Source organism: Streptomyces sp. GESEQ-4, from assembly GCF_017948455.1.
Lineage (GTDB): Bacteria > Actinomycetota > Actinomycetes > Streptomycetales > Streptomycetaceae > Streptomyces.
Genome location: NZ_JAFFSU010000001.1, coordinates 17,749 through 33,468, shown reverse-complemented (window position 1 = coordinate 33,468; position 15,720 = coordinate 17,749). Strand labels below are relative to the sequence as shown.

The 15,720-nt window shown below is 68.0% G+C and carries 15 protein-coding genes and 1 pseudogene; 8 read left to right on the top strand and 8 right to left on the bottom strand.

The window, feature by feature from the left end; all coding sequences use genetic code 11:
• Positions 1 to 241: 241 nt before the first annotated feature.
• Positions 242 to 535, bottom strand: a complete 294-nt coding sequence (locus KCH48_RS00180) for a hypothetical protein (protein ID WP_210569114.1) — start codon at positions 533 to 535, stop codon at positions 242 to 244.
• A 213-nt stretch (positions 536 to 748) separates the two neighbouring features.
• Here KCH48_RS00180 and KCH48_RS00175 point away from each other — a divergent pair, with 213 nt between their 5' ends.
• Both KCH48_RS00175 and KCH48_RS00170 read left to right on the top strand, forming a co-directional pair.
• Positions 749 to 1,984: a PP2C family protein-serine/threonine phosphatase gene (locus KCH48_RS00175; RefSeq protein WP_210569112.1), complete on the top strand. Its 1,236-nt coding sequence runs from the start codon at positions 749 to 751 to the stop codon at positions 1,982 to 1,984.
• A 360-nt stretch (positions 1,985 to 2,344) separates the two neighbouring features.
• Complete coding sequence (locus tag KCH48_RS00170) at positions 2,345 to 3,388, top strand: alpha/beta fold hydrolase (RefSeq protein ID WP_210569110.1); 1,044 nt, start codon at positions 2,345 to 2,347, stop codon at positions 3,386 to 3,388.
• Between the two features lie 382 nt (positions 3,389 to 3,770).
• Here the strand turns inward: KCH48_RS00170 and KCH48_RS00165 are convergent, their stop codons facing one another.
• The 4 genes from KCH48_RS00165 to KCH48_RS00150 all read right to left on the bottom strand — a co-directional run bounded on the left by KCH48_RS00165 (position 3,771) and on the right by KCH48_RS00150 (position 6,259).
• On the bottom strand, positions 3,771 to 4,181 hold the full coding sequence (locus KCH48_RS00165; protein ID WP_210569108.1) for a nuclear transport factor 2 family protein: 411 nt from the start codon (positions 4,179 to 4,181) through the stop codon (positions 3,771 to 3,773).
• A 2-nt stretch (positions 4,182 to 4,183) separates the two neighbouring features.
• Entirely contained in the window at positions 4,184 to 4,990 is an 807-nt protein-coding gene (locus KCH48_RS00160; RefSeq protein ID WP_210569106.1) for an MBL fold metallo-hydrolase, read from the bottom strand.
• Positions 4,991 to 5,035: 45 nt separating this feature from the next.
• A complete protein-coding gene (locus KCH48_RS00155) occupies positions 5,036 to 5,650 on the bottom strand; it encodes a DsbA family protein (RefSeq protein WP_210569104.1) in 615 nt (204 codons plus the stop codon).
• Between the two features lie 114 nt (positions 5,651 to 5,764).
• Positions 5,765 to 6,259, bottom strand: coding sequence for a MarR family winged helix-turn-helix transcriptional regulator (locus KCH48_RS00150; protein ID WP_210569102.1), 495 nt, complete (start codon positions 6,257 to 6,259; stop codon positions 5,765 to 5,767).
• Between the two features lie 362 nt (positions 6,260 to 6,621).
• On the opposite strand from KCH48_RS00150, the gene KCH48_RS00145 reads away from it, so the two are divergent.
• Together KCH48_RS00145 and KCH48_RS00140 are read left to right on the top strand one after the other, a co-directional pair.
• Positions 6,622 to 7,470 carry a zinc-binding dehydrogenase gene (locus tag KCH48_RS00145; protein ID WP_246884662.1) on the top strand — a complete coding sequence of 283 codons (849 nt, stop codon included), beginning with the start codon at positions 6,622 to 6,624 and terminating at the stop codon, positions 7,468 to 7,470.
• Positions 7,471 to 7,488: 18 nt separating this feature from the next.
• A complete protein-coding gene (locus KCH48_RS00140; RefSeq protein WP_210569100.1) occupies positions 7,489 to 7,644 on the top strand; it encodes a hypothetical protein in 156 nt (51 codons plus the stop codon).
• Between the two features lie 274 nt (positions 7,645 to 7,918).
• Here KCH48_RS00140 and KCH48_RS00135 read toward each other — a convergent pair whose 3' ends face one another.
• Positions 7,919 to 9,007, bottom strand: coding sequence for a hypothetical protein (locus KCH48_RS00135; protein ID WP_246884661.1), 1,089 nt, complete (start codon positions 9,005 to 9,007; stop codon positions 7,919 to 7,921).
• A gap of 457 nt (positions 9,008 to 9,464) precedes the next feature.
• Between KCH48_RS00135 and KCH48_RS00130 the strand changes: the two are divergent.
• Positions 9,465 to 10,911: pseudogene (locus KCH48_RS00130) on the top strand (SMI1/KNR4 family protein); the annotation flags it as partial.
• 49 nt (positions 10,912 to 10,960) lie between these two features.
• Here the strand turns inward: KCH48_RS00130 and KCH48_RS00125 are convergent.
• Positions 10,961 to 11,260 (bottom strand): helix-turn-helix domain-containing protein, encoded by a 300-nt coding sequence (locus KCH48_RS00125; RefSeq protein WP_246884660.1) that lies wholly within the window; start codon positions 11,258 to 11,260, stop codon positions 10,961 to 10,963.
• A gap of 268 nt (positions 11,261 to 11,528) precedes the next feature.
• Complete coding sequence (locus KCH48_RS00120; protein WP_307840752.1) at positions 11,529 to 12,257, bottom strand: NUDIX domain-containing protein; 729 nt, start codon at positions 12,255 to 12,257, stop codon at positions 11,529 to 11,531.
• An 85-nt stretch (positions 12,258 to 12,342) separates the two neighbouring features.
• Here KCH48_RS00120 and KCH48_RS00115 point away from each other — a divergent pair, with 85 nt between their 5' ends.
• From KCH48_RS00115 to KCH48_RS00105, 3 genes are read left to right on the top strand one after another with little or no spacing between them, the layout of a single operon-like run.
• Positions 12,343 to 14,076, top strand: coding sequence for a hypothetical protein (locus tag KCH48_RS00115; RefSeq protein ID WP_246884659.1), 1,734 nt, complete (start codon positions 12,343 to 12,345; stop codon positions 14,074 to 14,076).
• The gene (locus KCH48_RS00110) at positions 14,073 to 14,966 is read left to right on the top strand and encodes a hypothetical protein (protein ID WP_210569097.1); all 894 of its coding nucleotides are present in this window, start codon (positions 14,073 to 14,075) and stop codon (positions 14,964 to 14,966) included. The genes KCH48_RS00115 and KCH48_RS00110 overlap by 4 nt, the downstream gene beginning before the upstream one ends.
• Before the next feature lie 59 nt (positions 14,967 to 15,025).
• Positions 15,026 to 15,691, top strand: a complete 666-nt coding sequence (locus tag KCH48_RS00105) for a hypothetical protein (RefSeq protein WP_210569095.1) — start codon at positions 15,026 to 15,028, stop codon at positions 15,689 to 15,691.
• Positions 15,692 to 15,720 lie beyond the last annotated feature (29 nt).

Below are 15,720 nucleotides of genomic sequence, written 5' to 3'. Positions count from 1 at the left end.
CAGCCGCCGGGCCGGACGCGCCTGAAGCGGCGGTGCGTCCGGCCCGGTCGGTGAAGCACCCCGGATCCGGTGGTCGGTGGCGGCCGGGGACGACTGGCCGCCACCGGTCCGGGATTCACGGTGCCTCCTTGAAGAGGAATCCGCGGTGTACGGCACGGATGCGCAGAAAAGAGTTGGGTTGGCCGCCCGTGACTTCACCGGACGGCCAACCCAGCAGACCACCACGTTCTAGAGCGCGCCCTTAGTGGCCAACGCTGTTGCTGCAGCCCATGGTCGAGCCGATGTGCTTGCTCTGCCCACCGGCGTTGCCCTCGCCGTTGAGCGCGTTGCCCAGCAGGCCGTTGAGGATGCCGACCTGGCCGAGGATGTCGATGTTCAGGTCGTGCGACTTGCATTCGGAGCTCTGCATGACCTTGTGCCCCTTGCCCTTGTCGCCGTGACCGTCCTGGCCGTTGGCGCTGGCGGTACCGGCGCCCAGGATTCCGACGCTGCCGAGGGCGACGACCACGACGGCGGCCTTGCGAAGCTTGTGCATGTTCTCTCCGATGGAGTGCGGTGTGCGCGATCTGTAAGAGATCGACTTCGTACAGTCACGGGACGTTAATATGAAAAATCCGCACACTCCCTGGCGACACGCCGAGGGTGCTTGACGAGCCTCTTCTCCTCCGTCCGGCGGGCGCAGCTGGCGGAGACCTCGTAGGTTGAGAGGTGAATCGGTCGCGCTCGTAAAGATCGGCAGGTCACGCGCGTGACGCCAGCGGAGATCAATTTCGAGGAGCTGTTCGACGCCGCACCGAATCCGTACCTGGTGCTGGACGCCGACCTGGTGATCCGCTACGCCAACCGCGCCTACCTTCAGGCCACCGGAAGGACCCGCGAAGAACTGGCCGGGCAGTACATCCTGGAGGCGTTTCCAGTCACACCGGCCGCGCCGGCCGCGGCGCGTGACTTCGGCGCCTCACTCCAGCGCGTGCTGGACTCCCGAGAGCCCGACGTGGTGGCTCCACAGCGATTCGACATTCCCGTCGCCGACCGCCCAGGTGAACTCGAGGAGCGGTGGTGGTGCGGGATGTCCAGCCCCGTCCTCCGGCCGGACGGCACCGTGAAGTGGATCATCGCACGGGCCGACGATGTCACCGAGTTCATGCATTCCCCTGTCATCCGTGAGTTCACCTCGCCACTGAGCAACCAGGCAACAGGGATCGCGGCCCTGGTGTATGCCCGGTCGCATGATCTGGAGCAGCTGAACGAGCGGCTGCGCCAGGCGCATGCCCGTGAACGTGAAGTCGCCGTCGCCCTGCAGGAGGTGATGCTGCGCTCGCCCGACTTGGACAGGCACCGGGACATCGCTGTGCGCTACCTGCCTGCCCTCGGATCACTCAACGTGTGCGGCGACTGGTATGACGTGGTCGATCTGCCGCCCGACCGCTACTCCATCGCCGTCGGGGACGTGGTCGGCCACGGCCTTGAGGCTGCTGCCGTCATGGGCATGCTGCGCAGTGCCTTGAGCGCAGCCATTCGGGCCGTTCCCAGCCCGGCCCAGGCCCTGGAGGTACTGGGCCTGTACGCCCGGGCGGTCGACGGCGCGCTGGCCACCACCGTGGTCAAGGTGCTCATCGACCCGCGCAGCCGACTGATCATCTACAGCAACGCCGGTCACCCTCCGCCGGTACTGCTCCGTCCGGACGGCAATTGGCAGATGCTGGACCAGGCCACCGACCCGCCGCTGGGCGCACGTCCGGAGCATGTCCCCCGCCCTCAGGCCGGCCTGTCCTACACGCCGGGAGACACCCTTGTGCTCTACACCGACGGCCTCATCGAACGCCGCGACGAAGACATCGACGCCGGCCTGGCCCGGCTGACCGACGCCCTCGCTCGGTGCAGCACCCTCCCGGTGCAAGAACTCGCCGACGGACTACTGGACCACCTGGGCGTCACCGGCGGCAGCCACGACGACATCGCTCTCGTCGTGGTCCGTCTGTGACCCTGCAGCGGTCGGCACTCGCTCCGCCTCCGCGAGAGCGGTGGGCGGCACGACGGGGGCTCGGCTCGAACCGGGCGGGCCGTCCAGCGCGGCCCGTACCGTCTGCAACAGACGGCTCTCCCGGTTCGGCTCGGCTGTGGCGCTACAGCGCCACAAGGGTCAGCGGTTCCACGCCGCCGCACAGCGGTGGCACTGGATCCAGCTTGCCGTCCGCCACTGACAATGCCCTTTCCGTACGTGTCGGTTCGCCCGGTTAGCGGAGGCGAAACCTCACGGAAATCCCTTGTGGGACAAGAGCCCTACGCTGTAACCGAGCGTTTGGAGCCGCATTTCCTGCGGCCCGGAACGGGAGGTGAGCCGGTGGTCGACGACCCACGACAGCGCCCGCTGCCCATCAAGCGGCTGCGCCCGGTGGGCGACGGAGAACTACGGCTGCACCACCGCATCGTGCACGGCTACCGCCGTGCCTACCGCATGGCCGGCCAGGGCCCGGTACTCGTTCTGATCCACGGCATCGGCGACTCCTCGGCGACCTGGGCCGAGCTCATCCCCGACCTCGCCCGCACCCACACGGTGATCGCCCCCGACCTGCTCGGCCACGGCGCCTCGGACAAGCCCAGGGCCGACTACTCGGTCGCCGCGTATGCGAACGGGGTGCGCGACCTGCTGTCCACGCTCGACATCGAACAGGCCACGCTGGTCGGGCACTCGCTCGGCGGCGGCGTCGCCATGCAGTTCGCGTACCAGTTCCCGGAACGCACGGAGCGGCTGATCCTGGTCAGTGCGGGCGGCGTCGGCCGCGAGGTGAATCCGGTCCTGCGGGCGGTGTCGCTGCCCGGCGCCCATCTGATGCTCTCCGCGCTGCGCCTGCCAGGCATGGGTGTGCAAGCACGCCTGTTCGCCCACCTGATGCGACTCCTCGACACCGATCTCGGCCAGGACGCACCGGAGTTGCTCACCCTCGTGGACGCGCTTCCCGACGCGACCTCGCGCAGCGCCTTCATCCGTACCCTGCGCGCCGTGGTCGACTGGCGCGGCCAGGTGGTGACCATGCTCGACCGCTGCTACCTCACCGAGGGCATGCCCACGATGCTGATATGGGGCGACCGGGACAGCGTGGTGCCCGTACGGCACGCGTACGGGGCGCACGAGGCGATGCCCGGCAGCCGCCTGGAGATCTTCGAGGGGGCCGGGCACTTCCCGTTCCACACCGACCCCGCGCGGTTCCTCTCCCTCGTCGAGGAGTTCACGAGTACCACCGGCCCGGCCGACTGGAGCCGGGAGAACTGGAGCGGACTGCTCCGCGCCGGACGTCCGGGCAGCACGGCGGGACAGCCGGACACCGCGCAGAACCGGGCCGTGGAGCGGGACATGAGAGAGGCGAGCGAGCGCAGCGCGACGTGATGCCGCGCGGCCCGGTCTCCCCTTCTCGAAGAAGCGCCGTCTGTTGACCGTGCTGCGGGTGATCACGACGTCCGTCAGCGGCTCGGCGCGGGCGCTCAGCACCGCCAGTGGTGCGCAGCGGTTGAACGGCGGGGCGTCCCACGACGTGGCCTCCGCACCTGGTCCTGGCACGGATGCCGCCGCAGCCCTCAGAACGCCGTCGAACGCCTGCGGGCCGTCGTGCGCCTCGGGGTTGTGCTGGGTGTGGCGCTCACCCAGGTGGGCTTCGGCGGCCTGTTCCGGCTGGTCGTCGTTGAACGCCTGCTCGTAGCAGGCGATCACGAGCGCCTCGTTGTCGTCAGCGGACCTGCGGATCTCCTGCCTTGCGGTGGTACGGAACGCGTCAGTCGGCCATCGCCTCGCGGACGAGCGCGGTGTCGACGAACTGCTCGAAGCGGACGATGAGTCCACCACGTACGACGAAGTGGTGGGCGACACGGACGTCGATCGGCTTGCCGGTGGCTTGGTTGACGGCCGTGTAGCGGGCCAGGACGACGACATTCTCGCCGTCGACGACGTAGGTGTCGTCATGGGCGGCCCAGCCGTCCCAGTCCTGGCCGAGCTTCTCCATCACGTTGGCGGTGACCCCGTCGGGGGTGCGGTAGGTGCCGGCGAGGGGGAAGCCGGCCATCTCGGTCCACTCCACGTCGGGGGCGAGAGTGGCCCGCAGGGCTGTCAGGTCCCCCGCCGCGGAAGCCAGGTACTGGCGGCGTACGACATCCGCGGGAGCGGTGGATGTGGCGAACTCGGCCATGGTCAGCCCCACTTCATCTCGCCCTTGGCGACCTTGGCGCCGATCTGGGCGGCGATCACCATGCCGTTGCCGGGGTAGCGGGCGACGAGCGCCTCGGTCAGCGCGGCACCGTCGGCCGCCTTGCCGAACTCCTCCTCGAAGGCGAGCAGGTAGTCGCGGGTGGCGGCGATCGCGGAGGCGTCGGCGGCGGTGTCGGGCAGACGGTGGCCGGGGACGACCAGTTGCGGGTCGAGGGCGGCCATCTCGTCCAGCAGGTCGATCCAGGCGGCACGGTCGCCGGGGGTGGGGGTGTCGGCCACCCAGACGTGCTCTTGCTGGAAGAGCAGGACGCCGCCGAGAAGGGCGCGGTGCTCGGCCTGCCAGAGGTAGTGGCGGTCGGGCAGGCCGGCCGGGCCGCCCTTGAGCTCGAAGCGGTGGCCCTCCAGCGTGAGGTCGCCGGTCAACGGGGTGAGGTCGACCAGGCGGGTGGGCAGGTTCGGGCCGAGGGCCGCCCACGCCTTGAGCTTGCCCTCGTAGGAGTGCCGGATGTGCTCGATGACGATCGGCGTGGCGACGAAGACGGCATCGGGGAAGGCGTCGGCGATCACTTCGGCGCCGAAGTAGAAGTCGGGGTCGGCGTGGCTGACGAACACGGTGGTGAGCTGCTTGCCGGCGTCGAGAATCTCGGCGGCGAGGCGGTGGCCGTCGGCGCGGGTGAAGGCGGCGTCGACCAGCAGGGCCTCGTTCTCACCGGTGACGAGGGTGGCGGTCTTGTTCTTGCTGCCGGCCGGGAAGTCGAGGTCGAGGATCTTGAAGGAGAGCGTGCTCATCGCGGGTTCCTTTGCGCAAGGGGTGGGGTGGGGACGGGGGGAAGATCAGTGAGCGGCGAGGCGTTCGTCGACCTCGTCGGCCGTGGCGTGGCCGTAGGCCAGCGGGGCGACGGAGTCGCCGCCGCCGTCGCCGGCCAGCAGAGTGGGGTACCCGGTGACGCCGAGTTCGGCTGCCCGGCGGAAGTCGGCGCGAACAACGGCCTGCGCGTCGGGCGCTTCGAAGGCGGCGACGACAGCATCCGCGTCGAGCCCGGCCGCCTGGGCGACCGTCCGGTAGGTGGCCGCCTCGGACAGGCTGTGTCCGTCGACGTAGAAGGCGGACTGGAGGGCCGTGGCCAGCTCCGCCGCCCGGTCGGGGGCCACCTGACGCAGGGCCGCGAAGCCACGGGCGGCGGCTTCGGAGTCCATCACGAACGACCCGTCGGCGAGCAACTCCTCGTACGCCTGGCCGAACTCGGCGCCGGTCAGTTCGGCGATCTTGGCGTTGGCGCCCTGGATGTAGCCGAACTCGCGGATCGGCACCCGGCGCCGCCCGGTGAACAGACCGCCGGAGAGCACCTCGACCGGCAGCCCGGGATGACGGGAGGCGACCTCGCGCAGGGTTCCGGAGAATCCGTGCGACCAGCCGCAGTAGGCGTCGAAGACGTAGACGAGCTTCATCGATGACCTCGGCAGAGAGGGGCGCCCGCCGGTTGCGAGCGATTCATCTGACCAAACAGTAACTGACTCGTCAGATATTTCCCGACCCGTGTGAACTGGGACACACGAGCGTGTTCAGGGCAGCCGGGGCAGCACGTCCCGAGCCGTGTGGCTGAGGATCCGCAGGTCCTCCGAGAACCGCTCGCGGTCCGCCACGGGCAGGGGCTCCACGAAGTACCGCTTGATGTTCTCCAGGTGCACCAGTGACGCGCGTACGGCCGTCTCTTCGCCCAGCGGGGTCAGTCGCACCAGCTTGCCGCGCCGGTCGTCAGGGGACTCCGCGCGCGTCACCAGGCCCGCCGTCTCCATCCGGTCCACCAGCCGGGTGGCGCCGCCGGTGGTCAGGACCTGCTCCTGCGCGATGGCCCGCATGGAAAGCCCCGGCTCACCCGCTCGCCCGAGGATCAGCAGCACCTCGAAGATCAGATGGCTGATCCCGCACTCCACCTCGAGCGCCCGGCCGAGGATGTACTCCAGCCGGTTCGCCGCCCCCTGCAGCCGCCCGAACGCCAGGATGAGCTCGTGGTCGGCGGCGTCCTTCGCCGTCCTGATCTCCGCTTCCTCACCCACGGCCGCGCCGCCCCTCCCGTCGTCCCGGTACCACCGTACCGATCACGCATGGGACGGCCGACGAGCCGGCATCAGGTCGGAACGCCGAAGGGCAGCGGCTGTGCGGTGATGTTCCCACACGGGATGCTGTTCATCTCACGGCGCACGGGGCATATCGCCTCACCCCTTGATGGCTCCGGTGAGCATGCCCTTGGCGAAGTACTTCTGCAGGGAGAACGGCACCGTCCGGGCGTGACCGTAGACGACACAACGTCCGACGAGCTCCTCGGCCGCTGCGCGACGTGGTCGACGGCCTGTTCACGCCCCCGCGGCGAACAGGCCGGACGGTGTAGCCCGCGGCTCCCCGTCGGGGCCTCGGCGGCATGCCGACCGGGGCCGACGGCTCGATGCGCTCCATACCGCTGGGCCACGAACCGGCCGGCGGCGATCGTGTGGTCGTCAACCCGCAGGGCGCCCCGTCCGGCATCATCGGCTGCGGCGGCGAGCTGGGCGGCATGAGCGAGTACCTGCTCATCGAGGACGCTGAAATCGGCAAGAGCGTCGCGGTGTTCCCCTACGCGGTGCCCTTCGACGTGGCCGCGCTGAACGAGCCGATGGCGGTCGCCCGTCACTGTGTCAACCGCTCCGAGGCGAAGCCGGGCGACAAGGTGGTCGTCTTCGGCGCCGGTCCCATCGGGCTGGGTGCCACGATCTGGCTGAAGCTGCGCGCTGTGAAGCACGTCGTGGTGGCCGACGTCATCCCCGAGCGGCTGGAGACGGCGCTGGCCATCGACGCCGACGCTGTCATCAACTCCGCCGAGGAGGACGTCACCGCCCGGCTGACCGAGCTGCACGGCGAGGCGGCCAACGCGCTGGGCCAGCCGCGAGCGGGCACCGACATCTACATCGACGCGGCCGGCGTCGCCGCCGTCTTCAACGCCACCGTCGATGCCGCGAAGTGGGGCGCCAAGCTGGTCATGGTCGCCGTACAGAAGAAGGGCGCCGACATCGACCTCGGCGGCATGCTGCGCAGCGAGCTGACCCTCATCGCCTCGCAGGGCTACCCGACCGAGATCTTCGAGGTCACGCCGGAGATCGTGGAGCACCACGAGCGGTTCGCCAAGCTGATCAGCCACCGGGTCCCGTTCAGGGAGGCCGACCGTGCCTTCGAGTTGGCCATGACGCCGGGAGCGGCCGAGAAGGTGGTCGTCACCTTTGACGACGAGGTGTAGGCCCGCTGCCGGGACTACGTGCACAACGATCTCGTCTCCGCCTTCGGCAGCCTCAAGCTGGACGAACTCAGGCACCGGCACATCAGCGCTTTCGTCACCGGCCGGCTCGCCGGCCCTGCGCCGGCCTTCAACTCCCGTATCTCCGACGGTTTCCTCAGGCCCACCGGCACATAGCCGAGGCTCGAGTGCGATAGCGGACAGCCCCATCAGCCCGGTTGGCCGACCAGAGCCACCATGTGACCGCTGACCGAAGAAGGCTTCGACAACACCATGGTGGCCGTCGAACGGGTCGAACGTTTACTCATCAACCGAGGGACTGTTCAGGGGCGGACGGCCGACGTGCGCAGCCGCCTGTCCGCACGCGCGACCTGGGCGGCTGCGGGCGCGCTGTGCTGGGCGAGGCGCCGCCCCACCCTGAGACAGGGCCAGGCCTGGCACGCCCTTGACATCAGGACACGGTGAACGCGTCACCAGTCACGTCGCGTTCGAGGCTCGCGCCCTGGAAGCCGTAAGTACCGATATCCGCGACCTTGATCAGCAGGCAATAGCGGTCGACCGAGTCGATGGTGTCGGCCACTTGGCGGTGATTCCTTTTGAGAAAGTGGATCGCGGCCTGGTTCGCCAGGGAGCTCTGGCCGCAGACCAGCACGACTGGGCGAGTCGCCTGGGGCGGCATGAACTTGGCCACCAGCGCATACTCCACTTCGCTCTTCCGGAAGAGGTAGCGCCTGCCGCCGACGACGAACGCCACCGACTCAGGCCCCGGACCGTACGGCAGGATGCTGACGCCGGGCACATGGGCCGCGAGGTGGCCGCCCGTACGGAGGTTGGCCTCGCCGAGCGGACCGCCGATGCAGAACTCCGTGCGGTCGTCGTTACTGCCACGGAAGTCGTCGACGGATTCGGTGGCCACGCCACAGCCGAGCTGGCCGGCCAGGGTCGCCAGCTCGATCATGGCTCGAATCTCTTTGTGCGTCGCGACTCCCCGCACGCCGTGCTTGTTGCCGATGACGATGAAACAGGTCTCCCCCGGAACAAGGCCGAAGAAGTCCGCCTTGCGCCGCAACACGCGGGCACGCTTGCCGCGCTCCCAGAGCCAGACGCACCCACCACCGATGAGACTGGTCACCAGACCGACCAGCACATTGACGAGTACGGAAAAGATCGTCGCCCCCTCGCGCCCCCACCGCGCACAGCGGTTCCGTGCGCCGCAAACGCCGTTGATCCTCCACGACGAACCCAGCCGGTGACAACCGGACAAGGGCCAGTGCTGCTCCACGCCGGCCGCAACAACGGCTTCGCCGACCGGGAGACCGTCTACAAACTCGGCGGCTACGAAGCGAATCGCATGTTGCGCGGTTTCACGTGACCAGTCGCCACCGCCGCCCGCCGCCTCCACGAGCTTGGTCTCATCGACGGCGCACCGGAGGAATTGCTGCGCGCCGTGTACGACGGCGACGTCCTGGCAGCGGGCTTCGACGTCCCCGATTACACCGCTCCGATGTTGAAGCGTATCGCCGAGCACTTCGACGCTCACGGCGTCATCACGCTGGCAACCGACGCCGACTCCGACACCAGCGACGAGGGCACGGGATACGACCCCGCGGCCGACGAAGATTGATGCGCACTGGGCGGCGCGCGAACCGCCACCCAGCAGCGTCGCGGGATCCGACTTCAATCGTGAGCGACATGGCCCTGGCGAGGCCGGCCGCGCAACCCGCACGTCTCAGCCAGTAACCCTCTTCGTGGCCACCGCACTGGACGGGCGCCCTCGGTCCTTCGCGGACGGCTTCGAGAACCGCTTCGACGTGAGCGACCACCGTCGGCTCTACCGCTTCCGGCATGGGCAGATCGTGCGCTACGAGATAGCGATCCTCGCCCGTGCACTGGGGCACGCATGCCGGCACAACCAGCCGTGCCGGGCGCGTGCGAGAGTCCCGTTGGCCGCAGCAAGCAGCGGAGCACTGTCAGTGGCGGGTGACACCATCGGGCGCATGACGGAGACCACGGCATTCGACTGGCGGTCCTTCCTGCTCAGGTGGAGCGGGGAGTGGGCGGATTCCCTGCCGGACAACAAGACACAGAGCGAGGACGACGAGACCGCGCGGCGGACAAGGTGGCTGGGGTTCCCGCCCGCATCCGCGGAGCGGATCGCAGCCATGGAACGGCGCCTCGGCTGTCGGATGCCCCCGTCGTACCGGGAGTTCCTCAAGGTCAGCGACGGGTGGCGGCACGCAGGCGGGTTCGTGTGGCTGCTGGCGGGGACCGAGGATGCGCGCTGACACAACAACGAGTCGGGACTCGCGGACATGTTCGAGGAGTACCTGGACGACGACGCTGGGCCCGAGGAGCGGCGGGAGGTGGACATCTGGCGTCGCGGGCTGCAGCTCGACGTCGAGTCCGACATCACCCACGTGCTCATGGATCCCGAGGACGTGGACGGGGACGGTGAGTGGGCCGTCTACACGTGGGCGAGCTGGCGGGCCGCGCCACCCGAGCGGCACGCGAACTTCCTTGAGTTCATGCGGGACATGTACCGGGAGTTCCACAGCCTGCAGGCGCATCCGAGCGACGGGGAGCCGGTGTTCGCCAACGACACGACGCGAAAGCTGGACGCTCAGGTGGACGCGACCCGGCTGGAGGCGCTGCGCGGTGGCTGGGAACGGGCCGCAAAGACGCTGGACGAGGCCAGGGAGTTCGGCAGACCGCGGGCCGCCGGGCTGCGCGACCAGATCCGCCGCCTGCTCGGACAGACCTACATGGTGTATTTCGACGGCATGGTGACGGATCCGCAGTACGCTCCCGAGCTGCTGCCACCGCTGGTCGCCGAGCACGCGACGCACTCGTACCGGGACGACTCCACGCTGACGTTCCATCTGCGGGGCGCCGACGACGACCTGGTGTCACTGGCTTACGCGACGCTGGACCAGGTGAGGGACGGAACGTACCGGTACACGGCGGCCGGACCGTTCGGGGAAGCGGTCGAGCGGGCGCGGGAGCTTGCGCGGTGGGGAGACACCGACGAGGCATGGCGGACACTGATAAGTGCTCTGCCCCTGTGGGAGCCGCTGGGACCGGACCACCTGGCGCCCCTGGGGTGGGTGGCCGACCCCGTGCTCGGGCCACTGCTGACCCCGGAGCGGGGCCGGGAGCTACTGTCCACGCCGAGGGGCGGGCATGCGGGTGAGGCACCCAGTCCGACGGCCGGGCTCGACCCGGGCGACCTGGCGTAGTTCGCGGAGCCGGCCCCGGGCAACAACCGCACGTTCTACCGGTTCGTCCTGGTCGAAGGGGTGGAGCCGGAGGGATTGCGCGGACGTCTCGCGGACGGGGACGGCACCCTGCTGAACGAACCCATGACCTTCTGGGAGGCGCGCGCGCCGCAGATCGCTGCACAACAAAAGAGAGTTCTCGTCGTACGACAACAGGGCCCTCATCGCAAACCCGGCCTCGTCCTCGAAGACCAGGTAAGCCCCCAGCGCCGCCGCAGTCATTCCACCTGCGGCCACACATCCTTCTTCCGCCACACCGCCACCATCGAGCAGGCGACCTGGAACTTGAAGGCGATCACCGCTCTGATCCGCGCCACGGTCCACCGCTGGTCCTTCCAGCCATGCACGGCCGGCCCGCGCGCCAACTCCTTCTCCAACTCGGCGAACTGACCATCGGAGAGCTTGGGCAGTTTCGGCGGCCCCGCAGAGGCCAGGGCATCCATCCCGCCCCGCCGCCAAGCCCGCCGCCAGCGCTCCACCGACCGCTCACTGACCCGCGGATCCTTCGCGATCACCACGTTCTTCTCACCACGAGCGAACCGCTCACCCGCCCCCTACCGGATCCGCTCCCGAAACCGCCGCCGCTCTGCGGTCAGCCCGCCACCCTGCGCATACCACTTACCACCGGTCTACCGCAGGGATCAGCACACGTCACCCCCGACAACACCCCGAAGAGATCAGTAGTCCCATCTCGGTCAGCGCATCGTCGAGAGATGGGGCTTCTGTCGAACGCTGGCCAAGCTCGCGACTGACTGGCGTCTGGCCGCCTTCGCGACCGGAGCGGCCTCAGTCTCGTTGACCGAAGGTTGCGGCACGCAACAGGGGCGGATTGAGCAGCCATGCCTGTCCACGGCGGTAGAGGGCGGCTGGACGGCCGATGGGGGGCAGCCACTGATCTCCCGTGGGCTGCACGAATCCCGTGGTGTTGAGCACCTTGCGGCGGAAGTTGCTCGGATCCAATTGCTGGCCCCAAATCACTTGATACACCGTGCGCAGGTCTCTGAGCGTGAACGTCTCCCCGCAGAAGGCGGTGGCCGCAGCGGTGTACTCGATCTTCCGGCGAATCTCTTCCAGGGCCTCCTCCAGGATGGCCTGATGGTCGAACGCCAAGCCGAGCGTGCCATCCTCCAGGCGCGCCACGGGGGCCCAGAAAGCACGTGCGGCGTCGGTCCCTCCGACGGGGGCCGGCAAGTTCGGCCCCAGTGCGAGGTAAGCGACCGTCACCACTCTGCCCCGTGGGTCCCGTCCTGGGTCCGCGTAGGCGCCGAGTTGCTCCAGGTGCAGGCGGCTGCCGTCGATGCCGGCCTCTTCCGCCAGCTCGCGCAGGGCGCCGTCACGCAGAGTTTCGTTCTTCTGTACGTATCCTCCGGGCATGGCGGGCATGCCCTGGAAGGGCTCCAGGCCGCGCTCGACCAAGAGGACCATCAGCTGGTCGTCTCTGAGGGTGAAGATCGCGAGATCCACGGTCAGCCAGGAGGGTCCGACCTCGTCTGAGTCTTTCAGCCAGTCGTCCACCCGCACCCCTAAAGGTCTCATTGACTTAAACTCCGCCGACACTTATGGTCACAGCAACCATAACTGTAGAAGCCGGGGGTAGGACATGACCACGTCCGACGCGCCACCAGCACAGGAGACAACGCTCGAACCCACGGCCGCCACCCGTCATCTGTGTGCCGGCGTGTACGTGGACGAACGTTTCCGTGACCTTGTGATCGACGAGGTCTGCACCGCGCCGCACCGCAGGGTCGCCCCTTCCCACGGCTTCGACATTGTCCCGGTCATGCAGCACGCATGGCGTGCTGCCACGCTCAGAGCCCTCGCCCGTACCACGGTCATCGCCGCGATAGCCGGTCCCCTGTTCACCGGAAGCGTTCCTGCGGCCATCCTCATTGCCAGCGGTTTCGGTCTCCTGTTGCTGCTGCGTCTGGCCGTAATACTGCGAGGCGTCGACAGCCAGTCGATGGCGGCCGGCAGGTCCCGACGTCGCATCCCGGATCCCTTACGAGCTCATCGCTATCTCCTCAGGTTTCTCCTCCCGCGCGTCACCACGCCCAAAGCACGCGTAGTCAAACGCGTCACCACGGCCGCACTGTGGCTGGCCCTGACCATCCTGGCCATCGGCCTCCTCTATCCCCGGCAGGCACTGGCGGCGCTCCTGCTGACGGCGGCGCTCACACTCGTCTACCTGGCTGTCGGCGCCACACGCCAGTTGATCCTCAACCGCATACTGCGCACACCTGCCCTGCGCCCCTCCCGCCTGTCCGGCCGCCAGCGGGCAGCCGACCGCCAGCAGCACCACATGTGCGCCGTGTACCGCCGAACCCGACACAGCGACGACGAGGACGACGACCTCACCAAGTTCACGCTCTTCGGTGACGAATCGCCGTTCATCGGAGCGGGCGAACTCGTCTACCAGTGGAACCCGCCGATGAGCATCCAACTGCTGCGGGCCGAGTCCGACGACGAACCGCTGCACGAGCGTGAGCACGCGGTGCCACCCTTCAAGGCACACGAACTCGTCGAATACTTACGCGAAGCCGTTCTGCCGCTGAACGCCGACAGCCGCGACGTCCGGCTGCCTGCCGAGGTCCGGGACCGTGTTTACGTCGCCGAGACCGATGTCGCCGTCGACCGGTCGCTCCTTCCACACCACTTCACCCGCAGCGACCTGCGCTCCATCATCGACACGCCGGAATCGAAGCAGCACCACTTCCTCGAAATCATCACACCCGCCGACGGGTCCGAATTCGTCGCGACCGTCCTGCTGCACGTCAGCCTGCAGGGACGCACCCTGAGCCTGTCCACGGCAGCATGCGTACTCGCCCACACACCGCGCTCATTCCAGCGGGGTGAAGAGTTCGGCCACCACGGTGCTGCGGCCGTCATCTGGGCAGCTTTCAACGAACTGGGCGCGCTCCCCACCGACATCCAGTACTCATGGCGGGTCTTGCGATACCTCTACAGGGTGGCCAAGGCCGCCGTCCTGCCCCGGGACCTCACCAGGACCCGGATCCGCAACATCCTCATCGGCAGCCGCGTGAGCATACGGGAGGAGTCGTCCCAGACCTGGACCAAGGTCCAACTGGAAAAGAGCGACATCCTCGGACGCATGAAAACCATAGAGCAGCGCCTTCTCAGCGCGGCCAGCGACTTCCTCCAGGACAGGGGCGTCGATACGTCCGGCTTCAACGACCGCGCACTCAAGATAATCAACAGCGGAATTTTCAACTTCGGCGACAACAACAGCTTCACCAACAATGCCGTAGGAGACGCAGCTCAGGTCAACGTCTCCGCGAACCAGCCCGCACAGGCCGACAACGGAGCAGCCACATGACCATCAACAAAGGCATCATCAGCCGCGGCAACAACAACACCTTCAGCACCATCGCCATCGGAGAGAAGGCGCAAGCCTCCACTACCGCCCCTCTGCCCTCGGCCGAGCCCACCACCGAAGCAGGCATCCCGTGGGACCTCGGGATCGTCACCATCCTCAGTGAGGAACTCCGTTCCGTCATCGACGCGTTAAAACTCCACCGCCACAAGACACCCAGCGGCCTCTACTTCTACGAGGGCGAACGCACCGTCTCGGACGCCACGTTGCGCATCGTGGCCACGCAGACCCAAAGCCAGGGCCAGCGATCCACCATGGCCGCCCTGGAAAACCTACGCCGCCACTACAAACCCCGTCTGTGGGCCCTCGTCGGCATCGCCGGAGGCATCCATGATGACCACGCCCGAATCGGCAACGTCATCGTCTCCACCGACGTCGTCTACTACGAAAACCGCAAGATCAATCCTCAAGACACCAGCCGCCGCGGAGAACACCGACAAGCGCCGGCGCACATCGTCCACGCCGTGAACGCCTACTTCACCGACCACGGGACACCGGCTCGCATCAACGGCCAAATGACCGCTCACGCAGGCGACCAGTACGAGGTCTACCCCGGAGTCATCGGGTCCGGCGAAGCCGTCATCGCCGACCGGGCCAGCGACATCCGCACCTACCTCACCACGTACCACGAAAAAGTCCTCGCCGTCGACATGGAAGCCGGCGGCCTCAGCCAGTACTGGCAGGAAAACTCCGTCCACGGCACAACCAACCCCGGCTGGATCGTCATCCGCGGCGTATCCGACAACGCAGACGAACACAAGGGCCACAGCCACCACGAACTTGCCGCACGCAACGCCGCCCACGTCCTCAGCCGACTGCTCCCCTACTTCTGAAGACCCAGCTCCGAGCGCCGGCACAGCCCAAGGAGACCTCCCACCACCGGAGCCCCAGCATGAACGTCTTCCTGCTCGGCATCCTCAGCTCCCTCGCCACCAGCTCCCTCCTGCTCGCCCTCAGCCTCCTGCGCGCCGCACGCCCTCTGTGGTGGCTCACCGCCGCCTGTTCCTGGTTCACCGGCACGGGACTCCAGCGTCTCTACCGCCGCCAAGCCTCCGCAGAGCAGTCCATGCGCCAGGACCTCGCCCGCGCCCAATGGGTCAAAGTCATGGCAGGACGCGGCAACATACTCACCCGCGAAGCCTTCGCTCCCCTGTGGTCGGGCACCATCTCACCCGCATCCGTCCAGATCCTGCTCCCCGACCCCGACACACCCCACGATTCCTGGCTCGACCGCCGCTCCCACAATGTCGCTCACTTCGACCCGGGCTTCACCCCTGACCTCCTCAGAAGCCAGGTCCGAGCCAACATCGACTACCTCACCCAAGCCGCTCACACACAACCCGGCATCCGACTGCGCCGCTACAACCTCCCCCACACATGCCGCGTCGTCGCCACCGACAAGGCCGCCTACCTCACCTTCTACAGCGACAACGCGCACGGCCGGAACTCGCCCTGCCTGTACGCACGGGCACCCGGCCTCCTCTACGCCATCGCCCTCCAACAATTCGACACCACATGGGCCAACAGCACTGAAGCCCCCCTCACACCGCATCCCTAACATCAATTTTCACGCGTAGTCCTCGAGCT

Bases quoted from the DNA above. Each gene is read 5' to 3' on its own strand.
- KCH48_RS00180 (WP_210569114.1), bottom strand. From the start codon at position 535: ATGCACAAGCTTCGCAAGGCCGCCGTCGTGGTCGTCGCCCTCGGCAGC.
- KCH48_RS00165 (WP_210569108.1), bottom strand. From the start codon at position 4,181: ATGGCCGAGTTCGCCACATCCACCGCTCCCGCGGATGTCGTACGCCGC.
- KCH48_RS00160 (WP_210569106.1), bottom strand. From the start codon at position 4,990: ATGAGCACGCTCTCCTTCAAGATCCTCGACCTCGACTTCCCGGCCGGC.
- KCH48_RS00155 (WP_210569104.1), bottom strand. From the start codon at position 5,650: ATGAAGCTCGTCTACGTCTTCGACGCCTACTGCGGCTGGTCGCACGGA.
- KCH48_RS00145 (WP_246884662.1), top strand. From the start codon at position 6,622: ATGCCGACCGGGGCCGACGGCTCGATGCGCTCCATACCGCTGGGCCAC.
- KCH48_RS00115 (WP_246884659.1), top strand. From the start codon at position 12,343: ATGACCACGTCCGACGCGCCACCAGCACAGGAGACAACGCTCGAACCC.
- KCH48_RS00110 (WP_210569097.1), top strand. From the start codon at position 14,073: ATGACCATCAACAAAGGCATCATCAGCCGCGGCAACAACAACACCTTC.
- KCH48_RS00105 (WP_210569095.1), top strand. From the start codon at position 15,026: ATGAACGTCTTCCTGCTCGGCATCCTCAGCTCCCTCGCCACCAGCTCC.